Below are 21,284 nucleotides of genomic sequence, written 5' to 3'. Positions count from 1 at the left end.
TATTATGTAGTCTATTTGTTACAGCACCTGTGCTGTTTGTGAAGATAGTAAGCTGTACCAACCTGCAACAGTTGGACGTTCTGCTAAATCTGCAAACGTGATTTCTTTCCCTTCACGACGCCACTTCTCTACTAAACTCATAATTCTGACCGAATCAAGCCCTCTATTTAATAAGTCCTCATCAATATCAATACTCTCTACTGGCTCACGAAGTAGTTGTGCAACTAGTTCATGTACTTCCTGTATAGTGATTCCTTCACTCTCATCACCTTTTACACTTTGTAAATCTTTTAACAATAGGTTTGTTGATGTCGTTACTGCGCATCTATTAGATGCATACTCCAATGCTTGTTTATGATGCTCTAGTGAAAAATCAGCAACTGCATCTGCTACAAAGAACGGCTCTATACCATCCATAAATGCTTCACAAGCTGTTAAAAGGCATCCAATATGCGCATAAATACCGCAAATAATGAGTTGATTTCTTCCTTGTTCATTTAAAATTTCTAATAGATTTGTCTTTTTAAATGCACTATATCTCCATTTTGTTAGGAATATATCATCCTCATCAGGAGTAAGTTCATCAACAATTTTCTTTTTATCTGGTCCAGCAGGAATACCGTCACCCCAAAAGTCTTGTAATAAACCTCTTTGTTCTAACGTTTGTCCACCAGGTTGCGCTGTATAAACAACTGGTATACCAAGTTGTTTACATTTTTCTCTTATCATTTTAATATTTGAAATAAGTTCTACTTTTGGTGATTCTTTATCGCTATATGCATCAAGAAAATATTTTTGCATGTCATGAATTAAAAGTACTGCACGTTTCGGGTCTGGTGTCCAATTCACTTTATTTTTTGGTAGTTCTGATTCAATTGGCATTTTATATACTGAAATAGATGGGATAGCCATCTAATCACTTCCTTCCGGTTTTTATTATTGTTTTACTGTAATAAGTTTTTCAGCAATGACTTTACGTAGTTCTTTTTTGCTGACTTTTCCGACTCCTGTTTGCGGGAATGATTCAATAAATTCAATTCGATCTGGAATTTTATAAGCCGCTATACCACGTTCTCTTAAAAACATTTTTAATTCACTTACAGTTGGAACTTGTCCGCGAGCTATAACAAAAGCACAGGTGCGTTCACCTAAATAATCGTCAGGCATAGATACAATTGCTACATCATGTACTGCATCATGTGCTAATAGATGATTTTCAACCTCTTCCGCAGCAACTTTCTCACCACCACGATTAATTTGATCTTTATCTCTTCCTTCTACAATGATGTAACCTTGTTCATTTACTTTTACAAGATCACCTGTGCGATAAAATCCATCCTTTGTAAATGATCGTGCATTATGCTCTTCCGCTTTATAATAACCACGAATTGTATATGGACCTCGTGTTAATAAACTACCTACTTCACCCGGTTTTACATCGTTATCATTTTCATCAACAACCTTTACTTCATCGGATGTAGACATCGGTCTACCTTGTGTATGAATAATGATTTCTTCCGGATCATTTAATCTTGTGTAATTTACTAGCCCTTCTGCCATACCAAACACTTGCTGTAACGTACATCCAAATGTAGGACGAATACGCTTCGCAACTTCGGCACTAAATTTCGCACCACCTACTTGAATCACTTGCAAGCTCGATAAATCGTTATTACGGGAAGATGCAGCATCAAGCCAAATCATTGCTAATGGTGGAACGAGCGCTGTAATCGTCACTTTTTCTTTTTCTATAAGAGCAAATGCCTCGTCTGGACTCCCTCCAGTTGCCAACACTACCTTTCCACCCGCATAGAAAGTTCCAAATGTTCCTGGAGAACTCATCGGGTAATTGTGTGCTACTGGAAGAACGGCCATATAGACACTTTCTGCATTTAAATTACAAATTTCAGCACTAACACGTAAACTATAAATATAGTCATCATGTGTTCTAGGAATTAATTTAGAAAGTCCTGTTGTCCCTCCTGATAATTGAAGAAACGCAACATCACTTGGCTGAACTTCTGGTAATGAGACGGGATCCATATACAGATCATTTATGTTCACAAACTCTTCTTCTTCTCCCACTACAATTACATGTTGTAAAGTTGGCACTTTCTCTTTCACTTCTCTTGCTAGTTTTCGATAATCAAAACCGAGAGCCTTATCTGAAATAACGTAAGCGCTCGCCTCGCCAAACTCACAAAAATAACTAATTTCACTGCTTCGATGTGAAGGTAGCGCAAAAACAGGAAGCGCTCCAATTCGAAATAGTGCAAAACATATTTCGAAAAACTCTATAATATTAGGTAACTGGATTACAACTCGGTCTTCTTTCTTTATTCCTACATTCAGTAAACCTGAAGCTAAGCGATCTACCTTTTTATCAAGTTCACTATACGTTATATGCTTATTACCGCTTACAACTGCAATCTGATCTCCATATTTTTCAGCACGCTCTCTTAACACTCCGCCAAATGTTTCACCAAGCCAACACCCTTCTTCTCGGTAACGATCGACGAATTCTTTTGGCCATTCCGTATAACCTGTTAACATTCTTTCTTCCCCCTATTTTTCATTCAACGAATTATCTCTTAACCCTAAAGCCTTCAGCATTGTTTGGAACTTAGCTGATGTTTCTGCTAGCTCATCTTCTGGTTTTGACTCAGCAACAACTCCAGCTCCTGCATATAAACGAAGTGTATTCTCTTGCACTTCCGCACAACGAATTGTAACAATCCATTCGCCATCTCCATTTAGATCGCTCCACCCTAACATTCCTGTAAAGAATTCACGGTCAAATGGCTCAATTTTTTGAATAGCCTCTCTTGCTGCTTCCATTGGAGTTCCGCAAACTGCTGGCGTAGGATGGAGAGCAATTGCTAATTGTAAAGAAGAAGTATTTGGATTCTTAAGTTCACCTTTCACTTCGGTAGACAAATGCCACATTGCTTCACTATGAATAACTGATGGTTTTTCTGGCACATGCAATGTATGACAATACGGACGAAGCGCAGCAGCAACCGCTTCAACTACTACCGCATGTTCATGTAAATCTTTTGGTGAAGAGAGTAATTCCTCTGCTCTTCTTTTATCTTCAGCTGGATCGTCACTTCTTGGTCTTGAACCAGCTAATGGATTAGAAACGACTTGCATACCACTACGTGAAACAAGCAATTCAGGGCTTGCTCCAATTAATGTCTTATTGTTCTCTTTTTCATCTTTCGGTAAATTCACAGCAAATGTATAACCGTGCTTATTATGCTCTGCTAATTCGCGAAGTAGTTTTTGTTTATCAATCTTCTCTGAAGATTTAACATCTAACGATCTAGATAGAACGATTTTTTTTAAATCTCCATCCTGAATTTTTTCAATCCCTTGCTTCACACCATTCATATAAGTTTCAGAAGCTGGAACCGGTGTCATTTCAAATGTCAGTTTCTCATTTGGTTTTATCTCATTTGTTGTCTCCAACTGTAAACGCTCAGTAATTCTGCAATATTCCGGTACAATAAGTTGAACTTCTTTTCTACGATCAAAAGGCAAAGCACCAACAACGATAGGATTCGGATTTCCGGATTGTTTTGCATTACTTAATACCGCTTGTACAAGTTCTGGAAAACTTTCAATTTCATGATGTTTTACTGTAGTAACCTCTCCTTCTGTCAATATCGTTCGAGTTGGTGAAGCGAAAAAGAACGAAGATTCAGTCTTATAATCTTCTAATAATTTTTCTGACAGTTCCTTTACGGCTGTAAGTTCATTCATAGTATGAAAACCTCCTGAATTTTTTATTAAACTCCTAATGTAGCTCCGCCATCGACACATAAATTGTGCATTGTAATATGACTCGCTTTATCAGAAGCTAAAAACAATACTGCTTCAGCAATTTCTGAAGGTTGTGCAATTTTTTGTAATGGTATACCGAGTCTATATGTATTTTGGGAACCAGCAATTATATTTTTAGCTCCATTCTCATCAGCCCATAGTAACCTTTGCATTTCAGTTTCAGTAGAACCAGGAGAAACTAAGTTGCAGCGAATATTGTATGATGCAAGCTCTAATCCTAAACATTTCATGAACATTGTCGTTGCAGCTTTTGATGCAGCATACGCAGCCATTTCCATTCTCGGAGTATTTGCTGCATTTGAGCCAACTGTAACAATTGCCCCTGATTTTCTTACCATCATACGTTTACTTACCGATCGAGATATATAGAAAACTCCTGTAGTATTTACAGAGAATGTTTTATGCCAATCTTCATCACTTAAAGAGTTAATCGCTCCCATTCGTAAAACTCCTGCGACATTTACTAATATATCTATAGGCGCTATGTCATTTTCAATTCGGTTTACTACCTCTTCAACAGCATTGCTATCACTCACATCTAAATGAAATGTCTTCATACGCGTTTCATATGATGCATCATGATTTAATAACACATTTAACCCTTCTTCATTTTGATCAACCGCAATAACTGTAGCCCCTCTTTCTAAAAACATTTTTGCTACAACACTACCTATACCTTGCGCTGCACCTGTTACGAAAACGGTTTTTCCATCAAATTCCCCTGCGTTCATTTCCTCTATCCTTTCATATAAAAATTAATCTAATGAAACAAATTAAATGATAACGATTTTCATTATCATTGGTAATGTAAAAAATAATACACTTACTAAACTAATTGGTCAAGTGTACTTTTCATTAAAATGCAATTAATTGATAATGTTTTTCATTTACTGCTCTTACATCGAAATGATAATGTTTCTCAATAATCTTGTCAATCTTTTTTTATTTTTCAGACAAAATATTTTTTATGTTTCTATGTAAGTCTACATCTATAAGCATTAAAAAGTACTTTAAATAAAGTGCAACTTTATTCATTGGGGGTTTTACGGGCTGTAATAAAGGATACAAAATAAATCCATAATTCCTTATCATCTTTTTGAAATTCAAAAAGATAACTTGTAGATTTCTTCGCCTACAATGCTTTACCAAAAATTCATTTTTTCTTTTCTCAACATTTTTCTGAAAATATTTTATTTTACATCTTTCATTTCTCAATAAATATTCTATGTATAATCTAAGATTTATTTAGATTTTCCTATATTATGCATCCCTTAATAAAATCCTAATATAATCCAAATTGATGTTTTACTCGCGCTTTTATTCGTATCATTACGTCGATTACAAGGACTTGGTAGGGAAAAATAATTTAAAAAAGTTCATATAGAAAAAAGCACCCTATTTCATAGAGTGCTTTTTCTTATCGTAGTGCCATAGAAGGTTTAAATCGTTACGCTACACTGCGATATTCTTCTTCTTTTTCTTTTTTCTTATTAGGTGCTTGAATTAAAATTGCGATAATAAATGACACGACACATAATACGCCGATCACCATGAAAGTTGGTTTAAATCCACCTAGAATTGCACCGATAAAGGAACCTGCAAGCGCTCCAAACCCGAATCCTTGATACACAATTCCGTAGTTTTTACTATGATTTTTCATGCCGAAGAAATCACCAACAATAGCTGGGAAAATAGTGATATTTCCGCCAAAGCAAAACGCTACACTTGCTACACAGACGAAGTAGATACCATAATTTAAATCTACGAAACTTAGGACCAAGACTGAAGTCGCCATAGCAACAAAAGTACCAGTAACGATTTTTAAACGGCCGATTTTATCTGATAACGGTCCTAGAATAATACGACCTAATGTATTGAAGATTGCAACCATAGCCACTGCATTAGCTGCTGTTGTTGCGCTAAGCCCTACAAGTTGAACACCGATGTCTTTTACCATGCCAATTAAGTATAAGCCACTCATACATGATGTAAATAACATAATAAATAATAAGTATACTTGTTTTGTACCTAGCATTTCTTTCGTTGTATATTCCTGCGTTTTTGTTTCATGAACTGCCCCTTGATCAGCAGCTTGATGGATTAAACAAGCGCCAATCACAATCATAGCTGTAACAATTAAACCCCAGTATATAAACGCTTGTGATACACCAACTGATTCAATCAACTGTGCGTTTATGTATTTAAAGATTAGGCTACCTGAACCATATGCAGAGACAGATATACCAGCAATTAAACCTTTACGCTCTGGAAACCACTTAATTAAATTCGATAGTGAAGTGATATATGCTGTACCATCTGCATACCCTACGACAACTCCTGCTAATACATAAAGCAATATTAATGAGGAAGCTTGTGAACTAAGTATTAATCCTAGTCCTAATGCTAGTCCAGCTATCATAATGAGTTTACGAAGTCCCCATTTTTCTTGCAATTTACTCGCAAACAATGTTGAAAACGCTAAAGAAAGGCTTGTAATCGAGAAAGTTATAGCAACAGCATTCAGACTCCAACCAAATTTACTAACTAAAGGCTGATTGAACAAGCTCCAAGTATATATCGTTCCAAGCCCCATTTGTACTATGACTGTACCAAGGACAACAAGCCATGGATTAACAGTTGATTTTTTCATATTATCCCGCCTCCTCCTTCTATTTCAATGCTATTCGCTACATTTGATTTTTTTATGTTCATTTTGTCCACCTCTTTGATTTGACAACTTCATTGTATAAGATGTTTCTGCTTATGTAAGCACTTACAATACAAAGCGTCAAAAATATGAAATCAGTTACAGAAAACGAAGGGTGAAATACAAAGAACTACTTATTAAATACGTAGCGGCTGTTCGTATTGTGTTATATAAGTACGGCTTACAAGTGTTTTTGAAATCTTTTTCATTTAGTGAAACTTTAATCTGTAGGATTTTATTCACCTCTCATTGATTATTAGGCCACACCAATCAGATGTTTACGGGCAGCCCGACTCCCACCTAATTTCTTTGCTCCAGTCAAATTTTGATTACCTTATGCAAACAAAAGGTTCCCTACTTAATTGGATACGAATATATATAACTTCTTTTCGAAGTTTCTGGTTGTTTGCATGAAAAAAACCATTACATTAAAAGTGTAATGGTTACAATCCTATAGTGTCCTCTTTAATCTCAGAATGACTTCTCATCTATACCTATCTTATTAAAAACTTTACTTTCAAAAATTCGGCCTATATGAATATCTGTTTGACAACCATCTTTGAATTGAACTTTAAATAGTAGAACACAAATGAAATCATTGTCAGCCTTTGTTAATACACGTACTATTTGAATTGAGTTGTTGTATTTTCGTAAATTAAACTGGGCTGTAATAAAACCTTCTCTTTACTATTTAGTAAAGAGAAGGTTTTATTAGGTCAATTCATAAGGCTGATTTTCTTTATACGTTTATAATTGTTTCTTCAAATGTAACGATTGGCTCTACAAATTCCATCATAACGAAAGCGTTTTTAATACGTCTTGTTAAAACTTCTTTTAATTCTGCACACTTTTCTTCTGTAAGTGATTTTACAAATACAAAATTGTGATAATAGACCACACTCTTCTCTTTACTTAAAGGATTTAAAAACATCCCCTCTTTTGTAACGAAAGCGTTAGAATGCCCCGATAGAGTTGAAAGAAACGTCTCTAAAATTTTTATTTCTCTATTTGAAAACTGTTCCTCACAAACTACTTTAATATTCATTTCTGTTATCATTTATATATTCCCCCAACCAATTTTTTCACAAGGGGATAACTATAATACTATTAAAATTTCACGAGACTCCCCTTGCCGTTCAAAAAATTCACCAGAAAACTAGTTTGCTTAACTTTCTTTTTCCCTTTACTCATATGAATCTCTCCTTTCATATATATTACTTCTCCATTTTTAATTGAATACCTTTTTATATTTGAGTTTTTCTATATTTTTAGTCAGATTTATACAGATCATAACTCCATTTCTTTTCATTCCTTATACTATATTCACCTGAATACTATTACTTTTGAGAAACGCTTATTTATACTTATTGAAGAAATCACTTACTGTACTCCTAAAAACAATGCTGCCTTCCCTATAAAACTTTGCTTATCTACTTTACGTTTAGAGCTACATATTATCTCTCTTTTGATTAATTTGTTTAGCTACATAATTTACATAGAAATATTGGTTCGCCAATTCTGAAAAATTTTACTTTGCATATAATAACCTTAAACAAAATATAACTTTTACCATAGGAGCACTCTATACTTTTTTATTAAATAAAAAATTTTTCATTGATAAACAAAACTAAATATTCACTAATATAACTATCCGTGGTTTAATATATGTAATAAACAAATATTTCTGTCTTTTATAAGGAGGTACTATGAAAGCAAACGTAGGGGATACTATACTTTTTCAACGAAATAATTTAAAGATTACAGGGTCTGTACTAAAACTATATACTGAATCGGTCTTAGTTGAAATTACAGATGTAAGCGGTGGTACTTTTGAATTTGATCGAACGATAGTAAATCATAAAAACTATAAAATTTTAAATGCAAATACATAAAGTAAAACTTTAATCAACCCTCACCAATCGGGCATTAACGGGCAGTTTATCTCCCATCCTAATTTCTTTGCTCAAGCTAAATTTTGAGGTGGAAGTTTCATTGCCCGTTAATGCGGGATAAAACAACACAAAATAGCCTCTGCTCACCAGCAGAGGCTATTTTATATCATAATACTTCATTAGTTTATATACCCTAAAACATTAACAATCTTACTCGCTTTTAAATTATTAATGTGATAATAAATTTCTAAACCCTTTCGCTCAGCTCGTAACACTTTACCTTTCATTTTTGATAAATGTTGCGAAACAGTCGATTGTGGAATATTCAACAATTCTGTTAATTGTGTTACATTACAAGTTTTTCTAGTACTTAATTCATTTACAATTTGTAATCGGATTGGATGCGCCATAATTTTTAAAATATCTACATCCTCTTCTGAAACTACACTTTTTTTCATTTCACTCGTATATGTTGTCATAAGACATTCCCCTTTTATATGAATTCCTTTTTATTAAGATCCATTTCTACAAAATTCAATACTCCCGCTCAAGACCTTTATATAGAAATAATAGGATCTCAAATTTTCAAAAATAGAACTTACAATTATTCACTTTTTTTATTTATTCATTTATTTATTTGGTACATATACATAATACAATGTTAATATGTGCTCTATGTGAAGTTAGCATAAATTTATGATGAAGATTTATTTAATGACTTGCATCCTACTACGTGCTGGATAGTTTTATGCATTTTGTATCTTCCGCATAAAACTATCCAGTAATCTTAACACATTTTAGGCGTTTGTATATACTATTTACAAAACAATTTGGCAAAGGAGGATTTCATATGCCTACAATGTTACAAGAAGAAATTGAAGAAGCACGTGAGACATATGTCAGTCGTATCATTTTAGTTGGTGGATCAACTCTATTTTTAGTAGGTGGTGTTATATCGGCAATCGTAGCTTTTAAAGCTTATAATCGTTTGGAAAATACACCGCCTTCTTCTGATAATTCATAGGTGAGTTATCAAATTTTGAATAACAAACATACAAAGGCCGTCTCTAAAAAAAGAGACGGCCTTTGATTTTTCATAAGTTCTACATTTAATAACGATTAGAACCAGCTTACATACTTTTATTTAAATTTAAATGTAAATAAAACATTTTAAAATATAAACTATTACTTACATAATAAATTTATGAAACAATTCGAGAAAAGCGTGATTAAATCTTTTAGCATGAACTAAAATTGAACTTACTTCACCACAAACCGAGTCTGACTACACCCATCCTTCTGCTTTGTTACTTCTAATACAGCTGGCATTGCGTTTTTCAACTCTTGAACGTGTGAAATAACACCGATAAATCGGCCTGATTTTTGTAAGTCAATTAAAGCGTCTACTGCTTTCGTTAATGATTCCTCATCTAATGAACCGAAACCTTCATCGATAAACATCGTTTCAATGGAAATACCACCTTCATACGCTTGAATGACGTCTGCCATTCCAAGCGCCAAGCAAAGCGATGCGTTAAACTTCTCACCGCCAGATAATGTTTTCACATCACGTGTTTGGCCGGTGTATGCATCGTACACATCTAAACCTAATCCACTTTGACGGTTTCTTTTTTCAACTCGCTCACTTCTTTTTAAATAAAATTGCCCATTTGATAATTTTCGTAATCGTTCGTTTGCAATTTGAACAATTTGTTCTAAATACTCAATTAAGATGTAACGCTCGAATGATATGCGACTTTCGTTATCGCCTTTCATTACTTCATATAAATCAACTAGTTCTTGGAAAGCTTTTTCTTCCTCATGAATTTGTTCATCAATACGTCTAATATTTTCATGTAAATCAGAAATATATGTTACAGCGTTTTGCGCACGTTGTCGTTTTTCTTTACTTATATCGAGATTGATTTCTAATTCTTTTATATGCTCACCTAACGATGTAATATCTATAAACTTTTTATCTTTTAATTCAGCATATAACTCTTCAATTTGTTTTGCAAGTACTTCAAGAGATGAATAGTAACTTTGAATTTCTTTTTGTAACATCTCCATCTCAGCATCATTTAACTTAGCTTCTTTATACGTTAGCTGATCTATAAATCCCCTCTGCTCTAGTTCTTTCATAAAGCGCGCGAGAGTCTCTTCTTTCTTCAATTTTGCACTTTCAAATTGATTAGATGCACCTTCATGTTCTGCTTGAATACGTATATTTTCATTTTGCCAATGTTGATATGCTTCTTGCACTTTCTTCCATTCGTCTTCCATTAACCTAAGTTGTTGCATTGCTTGGTCAAACTGTGCTTTCCAAGCTTGTACTGTTTGTAAGTTATCTGGAATATTTTGCTTATCATGTTCATATGACGTACGAAGTTGCATGCACTCCATTTCTGTACGGTGCTGCAATGTTTCTGCTTCACGCTTTTGTTTTTGAAGTTCATCTACTTTTTCTTCTACACTTTTTATATTCACAGCAATTTGCTTACGCGTTTCTTCGCTTTCTTTTAACGTATTAACTTCTGCCGCTAATTGTTTTCCTTTTTGAACGAGTGCACTGTACGTTTCAACTAATTCATCTGAGTGATACCCTCGTTTCATGACTTCTTCGATCACCTGTTCATATTGTAGTCGATAGAAATTCCATTTCTCCTCTACTTGAACATGTAATTTTTCAGCGACATTTTTCTTGTCTCTTAAATCATTTAACTCTTTTTCATCAATCGCATCACTTTGCTCTGTCGCTTTTTTCGGATGATTCGTACTACCACAAACTGGACAAGATTCACCATCATGTAAATGAAGTGCTAATATGCCTGCTTGTTCGCTTAGCCAGCGGCGTTCCATATTTTCATATGCACGAACTGCCTCTTGCATCTTAGTATATGCTGCTTCTTTTTCTTGCTCGAATTTTTGTTTCTCTTGCCAAACGTCATATGCTTGCTTTAAAACTTTTGCATCTTCTCGCATGTTCGTTAGTTCTTCTACTTTCGCTACATACTGCTCAAGTGCTTGTTCCAATTGCTGTAATTCACCAGACATTCTCTGTTTTTGATTTGTATGCTCTTCTAGTAGTTGATCGAGCTTTTGCATACTTTCTTTTAATCTTCCTAGTTGAATTTCAGCGTTTTGTAAATTCAACTTTTTTTCAGCTAATGATGCAATAATTGATTGTAATTCTTCTAATCTTTGGACAAGTTTTTTAGCATCTTCTCGTTCAAGTTCTTTATTTTTTTCTACTTCGTATTTCTGCTGTGCAAGTGTAAAACTGGTTATTATATTCTCTTTTTTTACGATAATCTGCTTTAATAAACTTTCAGCCTTCTGTTCATTTTGCATTGCTTCCTCGTGCCATTGCTCAAATGGTAATAAATGCTTTGCTTGTTCCGCACGTCTAAAAGATGTTTCTTTCCTTTCAATGACTGCACGGTTTTCTTGTAAAGTGTTGTATCTCTCATTCTTTTGTTGTAAATCTGTAAATTTCTCATTTACAGATTTTGCTGCATGAAAACGTGTTTCAGCTTCTTTTAATTGCTTTGTTCGAGCATCTTGTTCTAGTTGTAATTGCGCAACCTCTGTCTTATATGCCGTTGTTTCTTGCTCTAACGCCTCTACTACTTGATGCGTATTTACATGTTCTTGTTCCACTAATGTCTCTAATAATGCTCCATCTCGAATTGGTAGTTTAAATACATTGCGGAAATGTAACTCTCGCTCTTTTTGTTTTTCTTGCAGAACGTCTTTCCATTGTTTTCGTTTTTGATCAAGTAATTCACGCATTAATTTATAACGATCTGTTTTAAAAATACGACGTAAAATCTCTTCTTTGTTTTCTGTCTCAGATGTTAATAGTTTTCGGAATTCTCCTTGTGGTAACATAACAATTTGACTAAATTGATGTTTACTTAACCCAATTAAATCTTCCACTTTTTTGTTTACATCTGTTACATGAAAACGATCAACAGCTGGAATTTTTTCTCCATCCATAACGTCATATAATTCTACTGCATGTCCTGTAATCGTCTTATTCCCTTGTTTTTTATGGCCAAGTTGCCGTTTTATTTCATAGCGCTTCCCTTTTAACTGAAAAGTTAGTTCTACACTTGTATAAACATTATCATCAGCAAACTGACTTCGAAGCATGCTCGTATCACTACGTTCTTCCCCACTAGCTTCACCATATAATACGTAACAAATCGCATCAAAAATCGTTGTTTTTCCAGCTCCCGTATTTCCAGAAATGGCGAAGATACGATGCTCTCCAAGATCATCAAAATTGATTACTTCTGTCTGTTTATATGGCCCAAATGCTGTCATAATTAGCTGAATCGGTCTCATCCTCGTTCACCTTCCCGTTCTTGCACTGCTTGTAATACTTCTACAAATAGACGTTCTTTCTCTTCTGATAAATCTAAGCCTTTCATTTCTTTATAAAAAGCTTTTAAAAGAGATACATCATCCGTTTTATGTCTTGAAACAGTTACTTCATTTGACTCTGTGAACTCTCGCCTTTGAATAGACCTTTCAACATGCATTGCATTTGGATATACAGAGCGTATTTTTTCCATTGGCTGCAAAACAGGATTTTCATCTAATAGTTTTACAAACACGTAATCTTCACTTACCGGATGTTGTAATAATTCATCTATTTTCGCTTCTACTGTTCGCATTTTACGACGTGGTGTAAGTAATCTTTTTTCAATTGTTGTTTCACCCTTTTCGTCCAGTTCCACGATATAATATCCTTTTTTATGTTTTTCTTCAGAAATAGAATATGCAAGTGGCGAACCTGAATATCGAATTGTCTCATTACGTACGAAATGCGCTTGATGTAAATGTCCAAGCGCTGTGTAATGAAATTTATCAAAATAATGACTATTTACGTATTCAGCACCACCAATTGAAAGCGGACGTTCTGCATCACTTGTATTCTCCTCCGCTTCTCCCGCAGAAGTTACAAATGCATGACCTACAAATACATGTCTTGCTTCTTTATCCATCGTTTCAGAAAGTTCATTCATAAAAATACGCATCGCATCATCATGAGATCGGACGTCTTCGTTTTTCAATACATGTCTAACTATGCTTGGATCCGCATAGGGAACTAGATGGAAGTGAACCTCGCCATATTCATCATTTAATACAATGGGTTCATATGGAAATTGAAATTGCCCCACAATAAATAATCCTTGTTTCTTCATTAAACTACTACCGAAATGTATACGATCTGGACTATCATGGTTTCCTGCAACTGCGATAACTGGTGTTTGTAAATCAATCACTATTTTTTGTAATACATCATTTAATAAGTCTACTGCTTCCGTAGGTGGAATTGCTCGGTCATATAAGTCCCCTGCAATAATTACGGCATCTGGTTTTTCTTCTTCAATAGCTTGTACAAACTGATCTAATACAATCTTTTGATCTTCAGTCATATACACGCCATGAACAAGCTTGCCTAAATGCCAATCCGCTGTATGAAATAACTTCATAATTTCCTTCTCCTTTTAATTTACTGAGTTTAGTGATACGAGTTGATAGTTTACTGTAGTTTTTCCGTTCTCCCACTCTAACTTTTGTATAATCGCACTACCAATTCTTTCTTCATTTGATTTATATAAAGGTAATATTTCTTGAACTGCAAATAAATGATAACCATTCAAGTTTAATTGAAATATGTTTTCTTCCATATGTAATCTTACTTCTTTTTCATTTGAAACTATTTTTGTGTGCATCTCAAATTTCATAATAGATACAACCCCTTCTTATAATCTCTACATTTTAATAGTATAGTGGCTATGCAAGATTGACAAGTACATACACGGTAAAGTACACACTTTTCTGTTGCTATATGTTTTATGTTTTTATTAAAATTACGGTATGTGAAATTTAATGCTATACAAAAATAAAAATGTCTATTTAGACATTTTTATTTTTGCATATAATCTTTCATTACATAATATAAAATCGTTATTAAAACGCTCGCTACGAAAAATGAAAAAACCACCACAATATACCCATCTTTATTTAATAGAAAACATAAGGAAATAGATACGATAAAAATCGGAAATACGAGACGAACTTTATCCTTTACTTCTTCTGTCGTATCTGTATGATGAAAAAACTGAGTAATCCCTATCATTAATGATGACAAGATAATAACCGACAATAATAAAGGTCCTGGCATTCCGATTTCTCCTTTCTCTATTTCTAATTCCATGTAAACATTCTTTATCATTTAAACCATCTGTTTTCAAGAAATTTTTTACATTTTACACATTTATAATAGCGCTTTTGCCATAATAATTTCAAATAATATCACTTACATTAATAATGTATTATTCATCTTCAATATTCAAAATCCTGCAAAGATAACTCGGCAAAATATGCGTTGAATAAAGTGAAGCATGAATTAATAGGTATGAACAAAACTCCCACTGCCTATCGCTCGTACCTATCAAACTTTTAACAGCCATTCTCTTCTACCTAACTTTCTCGTATGCGTCGAATTTCAAGGTGTGGGCCTTCTTATCCACAAATAGCGGAATAAAATAACACTTACCGTCAACTTTAGACAAAATTTATACAGGACATTTCAATACGTATCAAGAATTAAGAATAAGAAGATATATAAGGGAGGATGAATCATGACTGAAAACGTTTTATTTTCTGTTAGTGAAAACGGCGTTGCATCAATTACTTTAAACCGCCCAAAAGCACTTAACTCTTTATCTTATGATATGTTACAACCAATTGGGCAAAAACTTAAAGAATGGGAGAACGATGAGCGCATTGCAATTATCGTATTAAAGGGAGCCGGAACGAAAGGTTTTTGCGCAGGCGGTGACATTAAAACTCTTTACGAAGCACGTTCAAACGAAGTTGCTTTACAGCATGCAGAACGTTTTTTTGAAGAAGAGTATGAAATTGATACATATATTTATCAATATAAAAAACCGATTATCGCTTGTTTAGATGGAATTGTAATGGGTGGTGGTGTCGGACTTACAAATGGTGCGAAGTATCGTATTGTGACGGAGCGCACAAAATGGGCGATGCCTGAGATGAACATCGGCTTCTTTCCAGACGTCGGCGCCGCATATTTCTTAAACAAAGCACCTGGATATACAGGATATTACGTTGCTTTAACAGCATCTATTTTAAAAGCTTCTGACGTATTATTTATTCATGCTGCTGATTACTTTATGACGTCTGATTCATTACCAGCTTTTCTAGCCGAACTTGACAACGTAAATTGGCATACTGAAGATGTACATACTCATTTAAAAGCAGTTCTTCAAACCTTTACATCTACTCCTGGCTTAGAAAGCAAACTTGCTGCTTCATTAGAGGAAATTAATACACACTTTGCCTTAGAAACGATTGAAGAAATTATCGACTCATTAGAAAAAGGAGATAGCGAATTCGCTTTACAAACGAAACAAATATTATTATCAAAATCTCCAATTTCATTAAAAGTAACTTTAAAACAACTATTAGATGGCAAAGGAAAATCTGTTGAAGAATGTTTCGCTACAGATCTTATACTTGCTAAAAATTTCATGAGACATGAAGATTTCTTCGAGGGCGTACGCTCCGTTGTCGTTGATAAAGACCAAAATCCGAATTATAAATATAAACAGGTAAACGATGTTTCAGAAGACGACGTAAATCGTTTCTTTAACTTACTTAATGCCTAACAGTGAGGCTATATTTGTAGTGTATTCACCACTACGAATATAGCCTCTTCTTATTTAATATTTTTTAACAAAATTTAATTTTATTAAATTAAATTTTGTGCTACACTAATTTTAATCAAATATTCTAAAAATAAAGAAGGAGGACGAATATGATAGAAAATTATCTTCTTTTCATCATTATGTCTATTTGTCTAATCATTTTACCTGGACCTGATACAGCGATGGCTACGAAGAACACATTAGTTGCTGGTAAAATGGGCGGTGTTAAAACAGTATTCGGTACATGTGTTGCACTTTTGATTCATACTTTAGCTGCTGTAATTGGTCTTTCCGCACTTATTGTAAAGTCAGCTCTTTTATTTTCTATTTTCAAATATGTTGGGGCCCTTTATTTAATCTATATTGGTATTAAAGCCCTATTAGCAGTGAAAAACAAAGAAGGTGTAAATACAAATGATGTATCTATAAATAATGATAAAGAACATACTTCTTGTTTTCGCCAAGGGTTTCTTACGAATTTATTAAACCCTAAAATTGCAGTCTTCTTTTTAACTTTTTTACCACAATTTTTAAATCCAAGTCATAATACATTTATTCAGCTTCTCGTAATGGGTCTTACTTATCTCGTTTTAACAATCATTTGGTTTGCCTTTTATATATTTTTAATTGATAAAATTAGTGCTTTTATGAAGAAACCGAAGACGCAACGTTATATTCAAGGGCTAACAGGAATCGTTTTAATTGGATTTGGTATTAAACTAGCATTAGAAAAAAATAATTAATAGAGTGAAACTTTAATCAGTGAGGGGGTTGTTCATCTCCCCCTGGTTATTAGCCTTCACCAATCGGGCGTTTACGGACAGCAGGGCTTCCACTTAACTTCTTTGCTCCAGCCAAATTTGGAGGTGGGAGTTTTACTGCTCGCAAATAGCGAGATAAAAGCGAAAAACACCACTATTAATAGTGGTGTTTTTCATTTAACAACTAATCTGGCAGTCTACTCTTTATTAAAACCAGCGCTCCGTTACAACCTTTTTACGTGTATAGAATTGAACACCATCTGTACCATTTGTACCTAAATCACCAAAGAAGGAAGCTTTATTTCCTGCAAATGCGAAGAATGCCATTGGTGCTGGAACGTTTACGTTTACACCGATCATACCAGCATCGATATTATCACGGAACGTTTGTGCATGTTTACCATTTGAAGTGTAAATAACCGCGCCATTTGCAAATTTAGATTGATTTGTTAATTTAATACCTTCTTCTAAATCTTTCACTCTCACAATACTTAATACTGGAGCGAAAATTTCATCTTGCCAAATTTTCATTTCTTGGTTTACGCCATCAAAGATTGTTGCTCCAACGAAGTAACCCTCTCCAACTTCTTCATTAATTTTACGACCATCTACTAATAAAGTTGCTCCATCTGCTACACCGCTATTAATATAGCCTAAAACACGCTCTTTATGCGATTCACGGATTAATGGTCCAACGTAATTATCTTCGTTGAAACCGTCACCTACTTTTAGTTTTTTCGTCTCTGCTACTAGTACGTCGATAAAGTCATCAGCAATTTCATCTACTACTGCTACTACTGAACATGCCATGCAGCGCTCTCCACTACTTGCAAACGCAGATCCAATTACACCTTGTACCGTTTTTTCAAGATTGCAATCTGGCATTACAATCGCATGATTTTTCGCACCTGCTAACGCTTGTACACGTTTTCCATGTTTCGTACCTGTTTCATATACGTAACGAGCTACCGGCTCAGAACCAACGAACGAAACAGCTTGAATATCTTTATTTTCTAAAATGCTATTTACAACATCTTTTCCGCCTTGTACTAAATTTAATACCCCTTTTGGAAAACCAGCTTCATAGAATAACTCTACAAGTCGCTCTGCTAAAAGTGGCGTTCTCTCAGATGTTTTTAATACGAACGTATTACCGCAAGCAATTGCAAGTGGGAACATCCATAATGGAATCATCATTGGGAAGTTAAACGGTGTAATACCCGCAACAACTCCAATTGGATAGCGCCAGATCGATCCATCAATTCCGCTTGCGATATTAGGAAGAGCTTGTCCCATCATTAAATTTGGAGCTGATGTTGCAAGTTCTACCGCTTCAATACCACGTTGTACTTCACCTGTTGCATCTGTTAGCGTTTTACCATTTTCTAGCGTAATGATTTTTGCAAGCTCATCTTTATTTTCTTGTAATAGCTGTAAATATTTATATAGATTTCTTGAACGATTCGGAACTGGTACTTTAGACCATGTTTCAAATGCCGCTTTTGCCGCTTCAACAGCCTTTTCAACGTCTTCTTTTGGAGAAAGTGGAACGTAAGCAATGATTTTTCCAGTCGCTGGATTCGGAACCGCTTCTACTTCTGTACCAGTAGATTCTACCCACTCGCCATTAATATGATTTTTTACTCGTTTAATTTCAGTTGTAATCATTGTATTCTCTCCTTTTTATGATTTATTTTTGATTAGAAATTAATTGTTCGCTAACTTTCTTATATAAAGCAGCCATATCGTTTTCACCATATCCTGCCTCACTCGCTTCTTCATATACATTTAATAACATTTCACTTACAGGTAAGTGAAGTTCACTTTCCTTAGCTAAATCAACTGCAAAGCCTAAATCTTTTTTTAATAGATTTACAGTAAATCCTGGCTCATAGTTTTCTCCTGCAATGAAACTTTTATAATTGCGCTCATAAATTCTACTTTGACCGTAACTTACATTTAAAATATTAAACATTTTATCTAAATCCATATTACTCTTTTTCGCTAATGTTAAAGCTTCACTCACACCAGCTGTATAGAAACCAATTAATAGATTGTTAATTAATTTAACAGTCGTACCACTATCAATTTGCTCGCTTACGTGGAAAATATTTGCTCCTAACACTTCCATGATAGATTCAGTTTTATCATATACGTCTTTTGATCCACCTACCATAAACGTTAATGTACGATTTTCTGCACCAATTACCCCACCGCTAACTGGTGCGGCTAAAAAGTCTACTTTCTTTTCTTTCGCCGACTCCTCTAACTGTTTGTTTAATTGTGGAGATACAGTACTTGTATCAATTAATACGACATTCGAGTGGCTATTTTCAAATAATCCTTCTTCCCCAAAATATACTGCTTCAACAGCACGAGGTGAAGGTAAACTTGTAAAAATCACATCGCATGTCTCTGCTAATTTTGAGATTGATAAGCCGATAATTCCTCCTTCTTTTTCAAAGGAAGCTTCAGCCTCTTTATTTAAGTCCACACCATATACTGTGTAACTTGATTTAACTAAATTTTTAGACATCTGAAGGCCCATGTTACCTAAACCGATAAAACCAATCTTTTTCATATCGCTTTCCTCCTATTTACACAATATATTTCCCACGATTTATAATAGCTTTCGCAATTTCTCTCTTTTTCGTAAATACGTTCGTGTATAAAGGCACTAATAATTGACGGATTTCAGCTAACATTACGTGTCTATCTTGTTCTTCTGTGACAGCCGCTGAAAGTATAGAAATCGCCGCTTCTTCTACTTTACGATAGCCTTCCTCACAAATAACATCCGTTATCATTTGTTTTGTACGCTCTTTTTCTTCACCATTTTTATTAATTGCTTTACTCGTACGTAAAAATGCTGATTCCATGACGTACACGTCCGTCAACATATTTGATAATACACGTGAATATTCTTGCTCTTGATCAATTTTTAATCCTGGAGTTTTAGAGAGCGTTTTCAAAGATTGTTTCAACAATTTTTTCGCTAATAAAATGTAACGATGGTTTCTTTCTACAGTTGCTATATCAATTTCTACTTCAGTATCTTCTATTTGTTCGATTTGCTTCATTAACATTTTAGCAACTGTTAATCTATTAATTTCATTTGTTCCTTCAAAAATACGACTAATTCTAGCATCACGATATAATCGTTCTACTTCGTATTCTTGCATATAACCGTAACCGCCATGAATTTGTACAGCTTCATCTACGATATAAGCAAGTGTTTCAGAAGCGTTCACTTTATTCAGTGCACATTCAATTGCAAATTGGGACATTTTTTTCATAAGGTCCTCATCACTCTCATGAATTGCGTCATCAATTACACCTGCTGTACGATAAGCTGCACTTTCTGCTCCATATGTTGTAATGATCATATTTGCAATTTTCTCTTGTATCATCGTAAAGTCTACTAATTCCGTTTGGAACTGTTTTCGCTCTTTTCCGTATTGAACGGACAATCCAATTGCTTGCTTTGCTGTTCCAATATTTCCAAAGGCAAGTTTTAATCTAGCAAAGTTAAGAATATTAAGAGCTACGTGATGCCCTTTCCCAACTTCCCCTAACACATTTTCAGCAGGGATAACTACATCTTCTAAAATAAGCGTCGCTGTTGAAGAACCTTTAATCCCCATTTTCTTTTCTTCTAATCCAATAGATACACCTTCACATGTTCTTTCGACAATAAACGCTGTCATTCCTTTATTTGTCTTCGCAAAAACAACGTATACATCTGCCATATGAGCATTTGTAATCCATTGCTTCTCACCATTTAACTTCCAAGCTGTTCCCTCTTCATTCAATATGGCGCTTGTTTTTGCACTTAATGCATCCGAACCAGCATTTGGCTCAGTTAAAGCATAAGCCCCAATCCATTCTCCCGATGCGATTTTCGGTAAATATTTTTCTTTCTGTTCTTTCGTTCCATAATATATGTAAGGCAATGTACCGACACCAGCGTGTATATTAAAAGAAACGCTAAACGCACCTGCGTAACCCATTTTCTCTGCTACAAGACCTGAGACAGCCTTTCCTAACTCGAACCCGCCATAATCTTCTGGTACCTCAATGCCTAATAATCCAAGTTCCCCAGCTTTCTCAAATAATTGACGAGAAACTTTATAGTTATGTTTTTCAATGTTTTCAATTTGTGGGACAATTTCCTGTTTAACGAATTGTTCTGTCGTTTTTGCGATTAAGTCTTCATCCCCTGAAAAATCTTCTGGTGTAAAAAAAGTATTGTTCACATCTTTATTGATTGAAAAAAATTCATCCCAAGGTAACTTCGTTTTCTCCATCTGAATCCCCCTATCATTTC

General features: G+C 34.5%; 18 protein-coding genes. 4 read left to right on the top strand and 14 right to left on the bottom strand.

The annotated features are described in order from the left end of the window. Positions 1 to 18: 18 nt before the first annotated feature. The 6 genes from MHH42_RS11700 to MHH42_RS11675 all read right to left on the bottom strand — a co-directional run bounded on the left by MHH42_RS11700 (position 19) and on the right by MHH42_RS11675 (position 7,610). A complete protein-coding gene (locus tag MHH42_RS11700) occupies positions 19 to 912 on the bottom strand; it encodes an isochorismatase family protein (RefSeq protein ID WP_016108344.1) in 894 nt (297 codons plus the stop codon). 24 nt (positions 913 to 936) lie between these two features. Continuing rightward, entirely contained in the window at positions 937 to 2,553 is a 1,617-nt protein-coding gene (locus MHH42_RS11695) for a (2,3-dihydroxybenzoyl)adenylate synthase (RefSeq protein WP_000955332.1), read from the bottom strand. Between the two features lie 12 nt (positions 2,554 to 2,565). Beyond that, positions 2,566 to 3,765, bottom strand: a complete 1,200-nt coding sequence (gene dhbC, locus MHH42_RS11690; protein WP_070173162.1) for an isochorismate synthase DhbC — start codon at positions 3,763 to 3,765, stop codon at positions 2,566 to 2,568. Between the two features lie 26 nt (positions 3,766 to 3,791). Beyond that, positions 3,792 to 4,577 carry a 2,3-dihydro-2,3-dihydroxybenzoate dehydrogenase gene (gene dhbA, locus MHH42_RS11685; RefSeq protein WP_000991102.1) on the bottom strand — a complete coding sequence of 262 codons (786 nt, stop codon included), beginning with the start codon at positions 4,575 to 4,577 and terminating at the stop codon, positions 3,792 to 3,794. A 716-nt stretch (positions 4,578 to 5,293) separates the two neighbouring features. Continuing rightward, on the bottom strand, positions 5,294 to 6,496 hold the full coding sequence (locus MHH42_RS11680; protein ID WP_000750116.1) for an L-lactate MFS transporter: 1,203 nt from the start codon (positions 6,494 to 6,496) through the stop codon (positions 5,294 to 5,296). 796 nt (positions 6,497 to 7,292) lie between these two features. Further along, positions 7,293 to 7,610 carry a hypothetical protein gene (locus MHH42_RS11675; RefSeq protein ID WP_000627296.1) on the bottom strand — a complete coding sequence of 106 codons (318 nt, stop codon included), beginning with the start codon at positions 7,608 to 7,610 and terminating at the stop codon, positions 7,293 to 7,295. A 649-nt stretch (positions 7,611 to 8,259) separates the two neighbouring features. On the opposite strand from MHH42_RS11675, the gene MHH42_RS11670 reads away from it, so the two are divergent. Beyond that, positions 8,260 to 8,445: a YkvS family protein gene (locus MHH42_RS11670; protein ID WP_000646787.1), complete on the top strand. Its 186-nt coding sequence runs from the start codon at positions 8,260 to 8,262 to the stop codon at positions 8,443 to 8,445. A gap of 179 nt (positions 8,446 to 8,624) precedes the next feature. Here the strand turns inward: MHH42_RS11670 and MHH42_RS11665 are convergent, their stop codons facing one another. After that, positions 8,625 to 8,924, bottom strand: a complete 300-nt coding sequence (locus MHH42_RS11665; RefSeq protein WP_000214792.1) for an ArsR/SmtB family transcription factor — start codon at positions 8,922 to 8,924, stop codon at positions 8,625 to 8,627. A gap of 371 nt (positions 8,925 to 9,295) precedes the next feature. Between MHH42_RS11665 and MHH42_RS11660 the strand changes: the two genes are divergently transcribed. Next, positions 9,296 to 9,469, top strand: a complete 174-nt coding sequence (locus MHH42_RS11660) for a hypothetical protein (RefSeq protein WP_001142745.1) — start codon at positions 9,296 to 9,298, stop codon at positions 9,467 to 9,469. Positions 9,470 to 9,705: 236 nt separating this feature from the next. Here the strand turns inward: MHH42_RS11660 and MHH42_RS11655 are convergent, their stop codons facing one another. The 4 genes from MHH42_RS11655 to MHH42_RS11640 form a co-directional block, all read right to left on the bottom strand. Next, the gene (locus MHH42_RS11655; RefSeq protein WP_340893399.1) at positions 9,706 to 12,795 is read right to left on the bottom strand and encodes an SMC family ATPase; all 3,090 of its coding nucleotides are present in this window, start codon (positions 12,793 to 12,795) and stop codon (positions 9,706 to 9,708) included. After that, entirely contained in the window at positions 12,792 to 13,949 is a 1,158-nt protein-coding gene (locus MHH42_RS11650; RefSeq protein WP_070173161.1) for an exonuclease SbcCD subunit D, read from the bottom strand. The genes MHH42_RS11655 and MHH42_RS11650 overlap by 4 nt, the downstream gene beginning before the upstream one ends. 15 nt (positions 13,950 to 13,964) lie before the next feature. Beyond that, entirely contained in the window at positions 13,965 to 14,204 is a 240-nt protein-coding gene (locus MHH42_RS11645; RefSeq protein ID WP_000667358.1) for a DUF2584 domain-containing protein, read from the bottom strand. A 182-nt stretch (positions 14,205 to 14,386) separates the two neighbouring features. Then, positions 14,387 to 14,644, bottom strand: coding sequence for a hypothetical protein (locus tag MHH42_RS11640; RefSeq protein ID WP_002093761.1), 258 nt, complete (start codon positions 14,642 to 14,644; stop codon positions 14,387 to 14,389). Between the two features lie 460 nt (positions 14,645 to 15,104). Between MHH42_RS11640 and MHH42_RS11635 the strand changes: the two genes are divergently transcribed. Both MHH42_RS11635 and MHH42_RS11630 read left to right on the top strand, forming a co-directional pair. Then, entirely contained in the window at positions 15,105 to 16,157 is a 1,053-nt protein-coding gene (locus tag MHH42_RS11635) for an enoyl-CoA hydratase/isomerase family protein (RefSeq protein ID WP_016108341.1), read from the top strand. Between the two features lie 149 nt (positions 16,158 to 16,306). Next, on the top strand, positions 16,307 to 16,939 hold the full coding sequence (locus tag MHH42_RS11630; protein ID WP_000572351.1) for a LysE family translocator: 633 nt from the start codon (positions 16,307 to 16,309) through the stop codon (positions 16,937 to 16,939). A gap of 225 nt (positions 16,940 to 17,164) precedes the next feature. Here the strand turns inward: MHH42_RS11630 and MHH42_RS11625 are convergent, their stop codons facing one another. The 3 genes from MHH42_RS11625 to MHH42_RS11615 are packed head-to-tail and all read right to left on the bottom strand — an operon-like array spanning position 17,165 to position 21,264. After that, the gene (locus MHH42_RS11625; protein ID WP_016108339.1) at positions 17,165 to 18,625 is read right to left on the bottom strand and encodes a CoA-acylating methylmalonate-semialdehyde dehydrogenase; all 1,461 of its coding nucleotides are present in this window, start codon (positions 18,623 to 18,625) and stop codon (positions 17,165 to 17,167) included. Between the two features lie 22 nt (positions 18,626 to 18,647). Further along, on the bottom strand, positions 18,648 to 19,538 hold the full coding sequence (locus MHH42_RS11620) for an NAD(P)-dependent oxidoreductase (RefSeq protein ID WP_340893398.1): 891 nt from the start codon (positions 19,536 to 19,538) through the stop codon (positions 18,648 to 18,650). 16 nt (positions 19,539 to 19,554) lie between these two features. After that, positions 19,555 to 21,264 (bottom strand): acyl-CoA dehydrogenase family protein, encoded by a 1,710-nt coding sequence (locus MHH42_RS11615; protein ID WP_070189612.1) that lies wholly within the window; start codon positions 21,262 to 21,264, stop codon positions 19,555 to 19,557. Between the last annotated feature and the right edge of the window lie 20 nt (positions 21,265 to 21,284).

Origin of the sequence: Bacillus sp. FSL L8-0099 (genome assembly GCF_038006385.1) — a bacterium.
GTDB lineage: Bacteria > Bacillota > Bacilli > Bacillales > Bacillaceae_G > Bacillus_A > Bacillus_A toyonensis.
The sequence above is the reverse complement of the archived record's forward strand: the minus strand, read 5'-3'. Positions and strand labels throughout refer to the sequence as shown.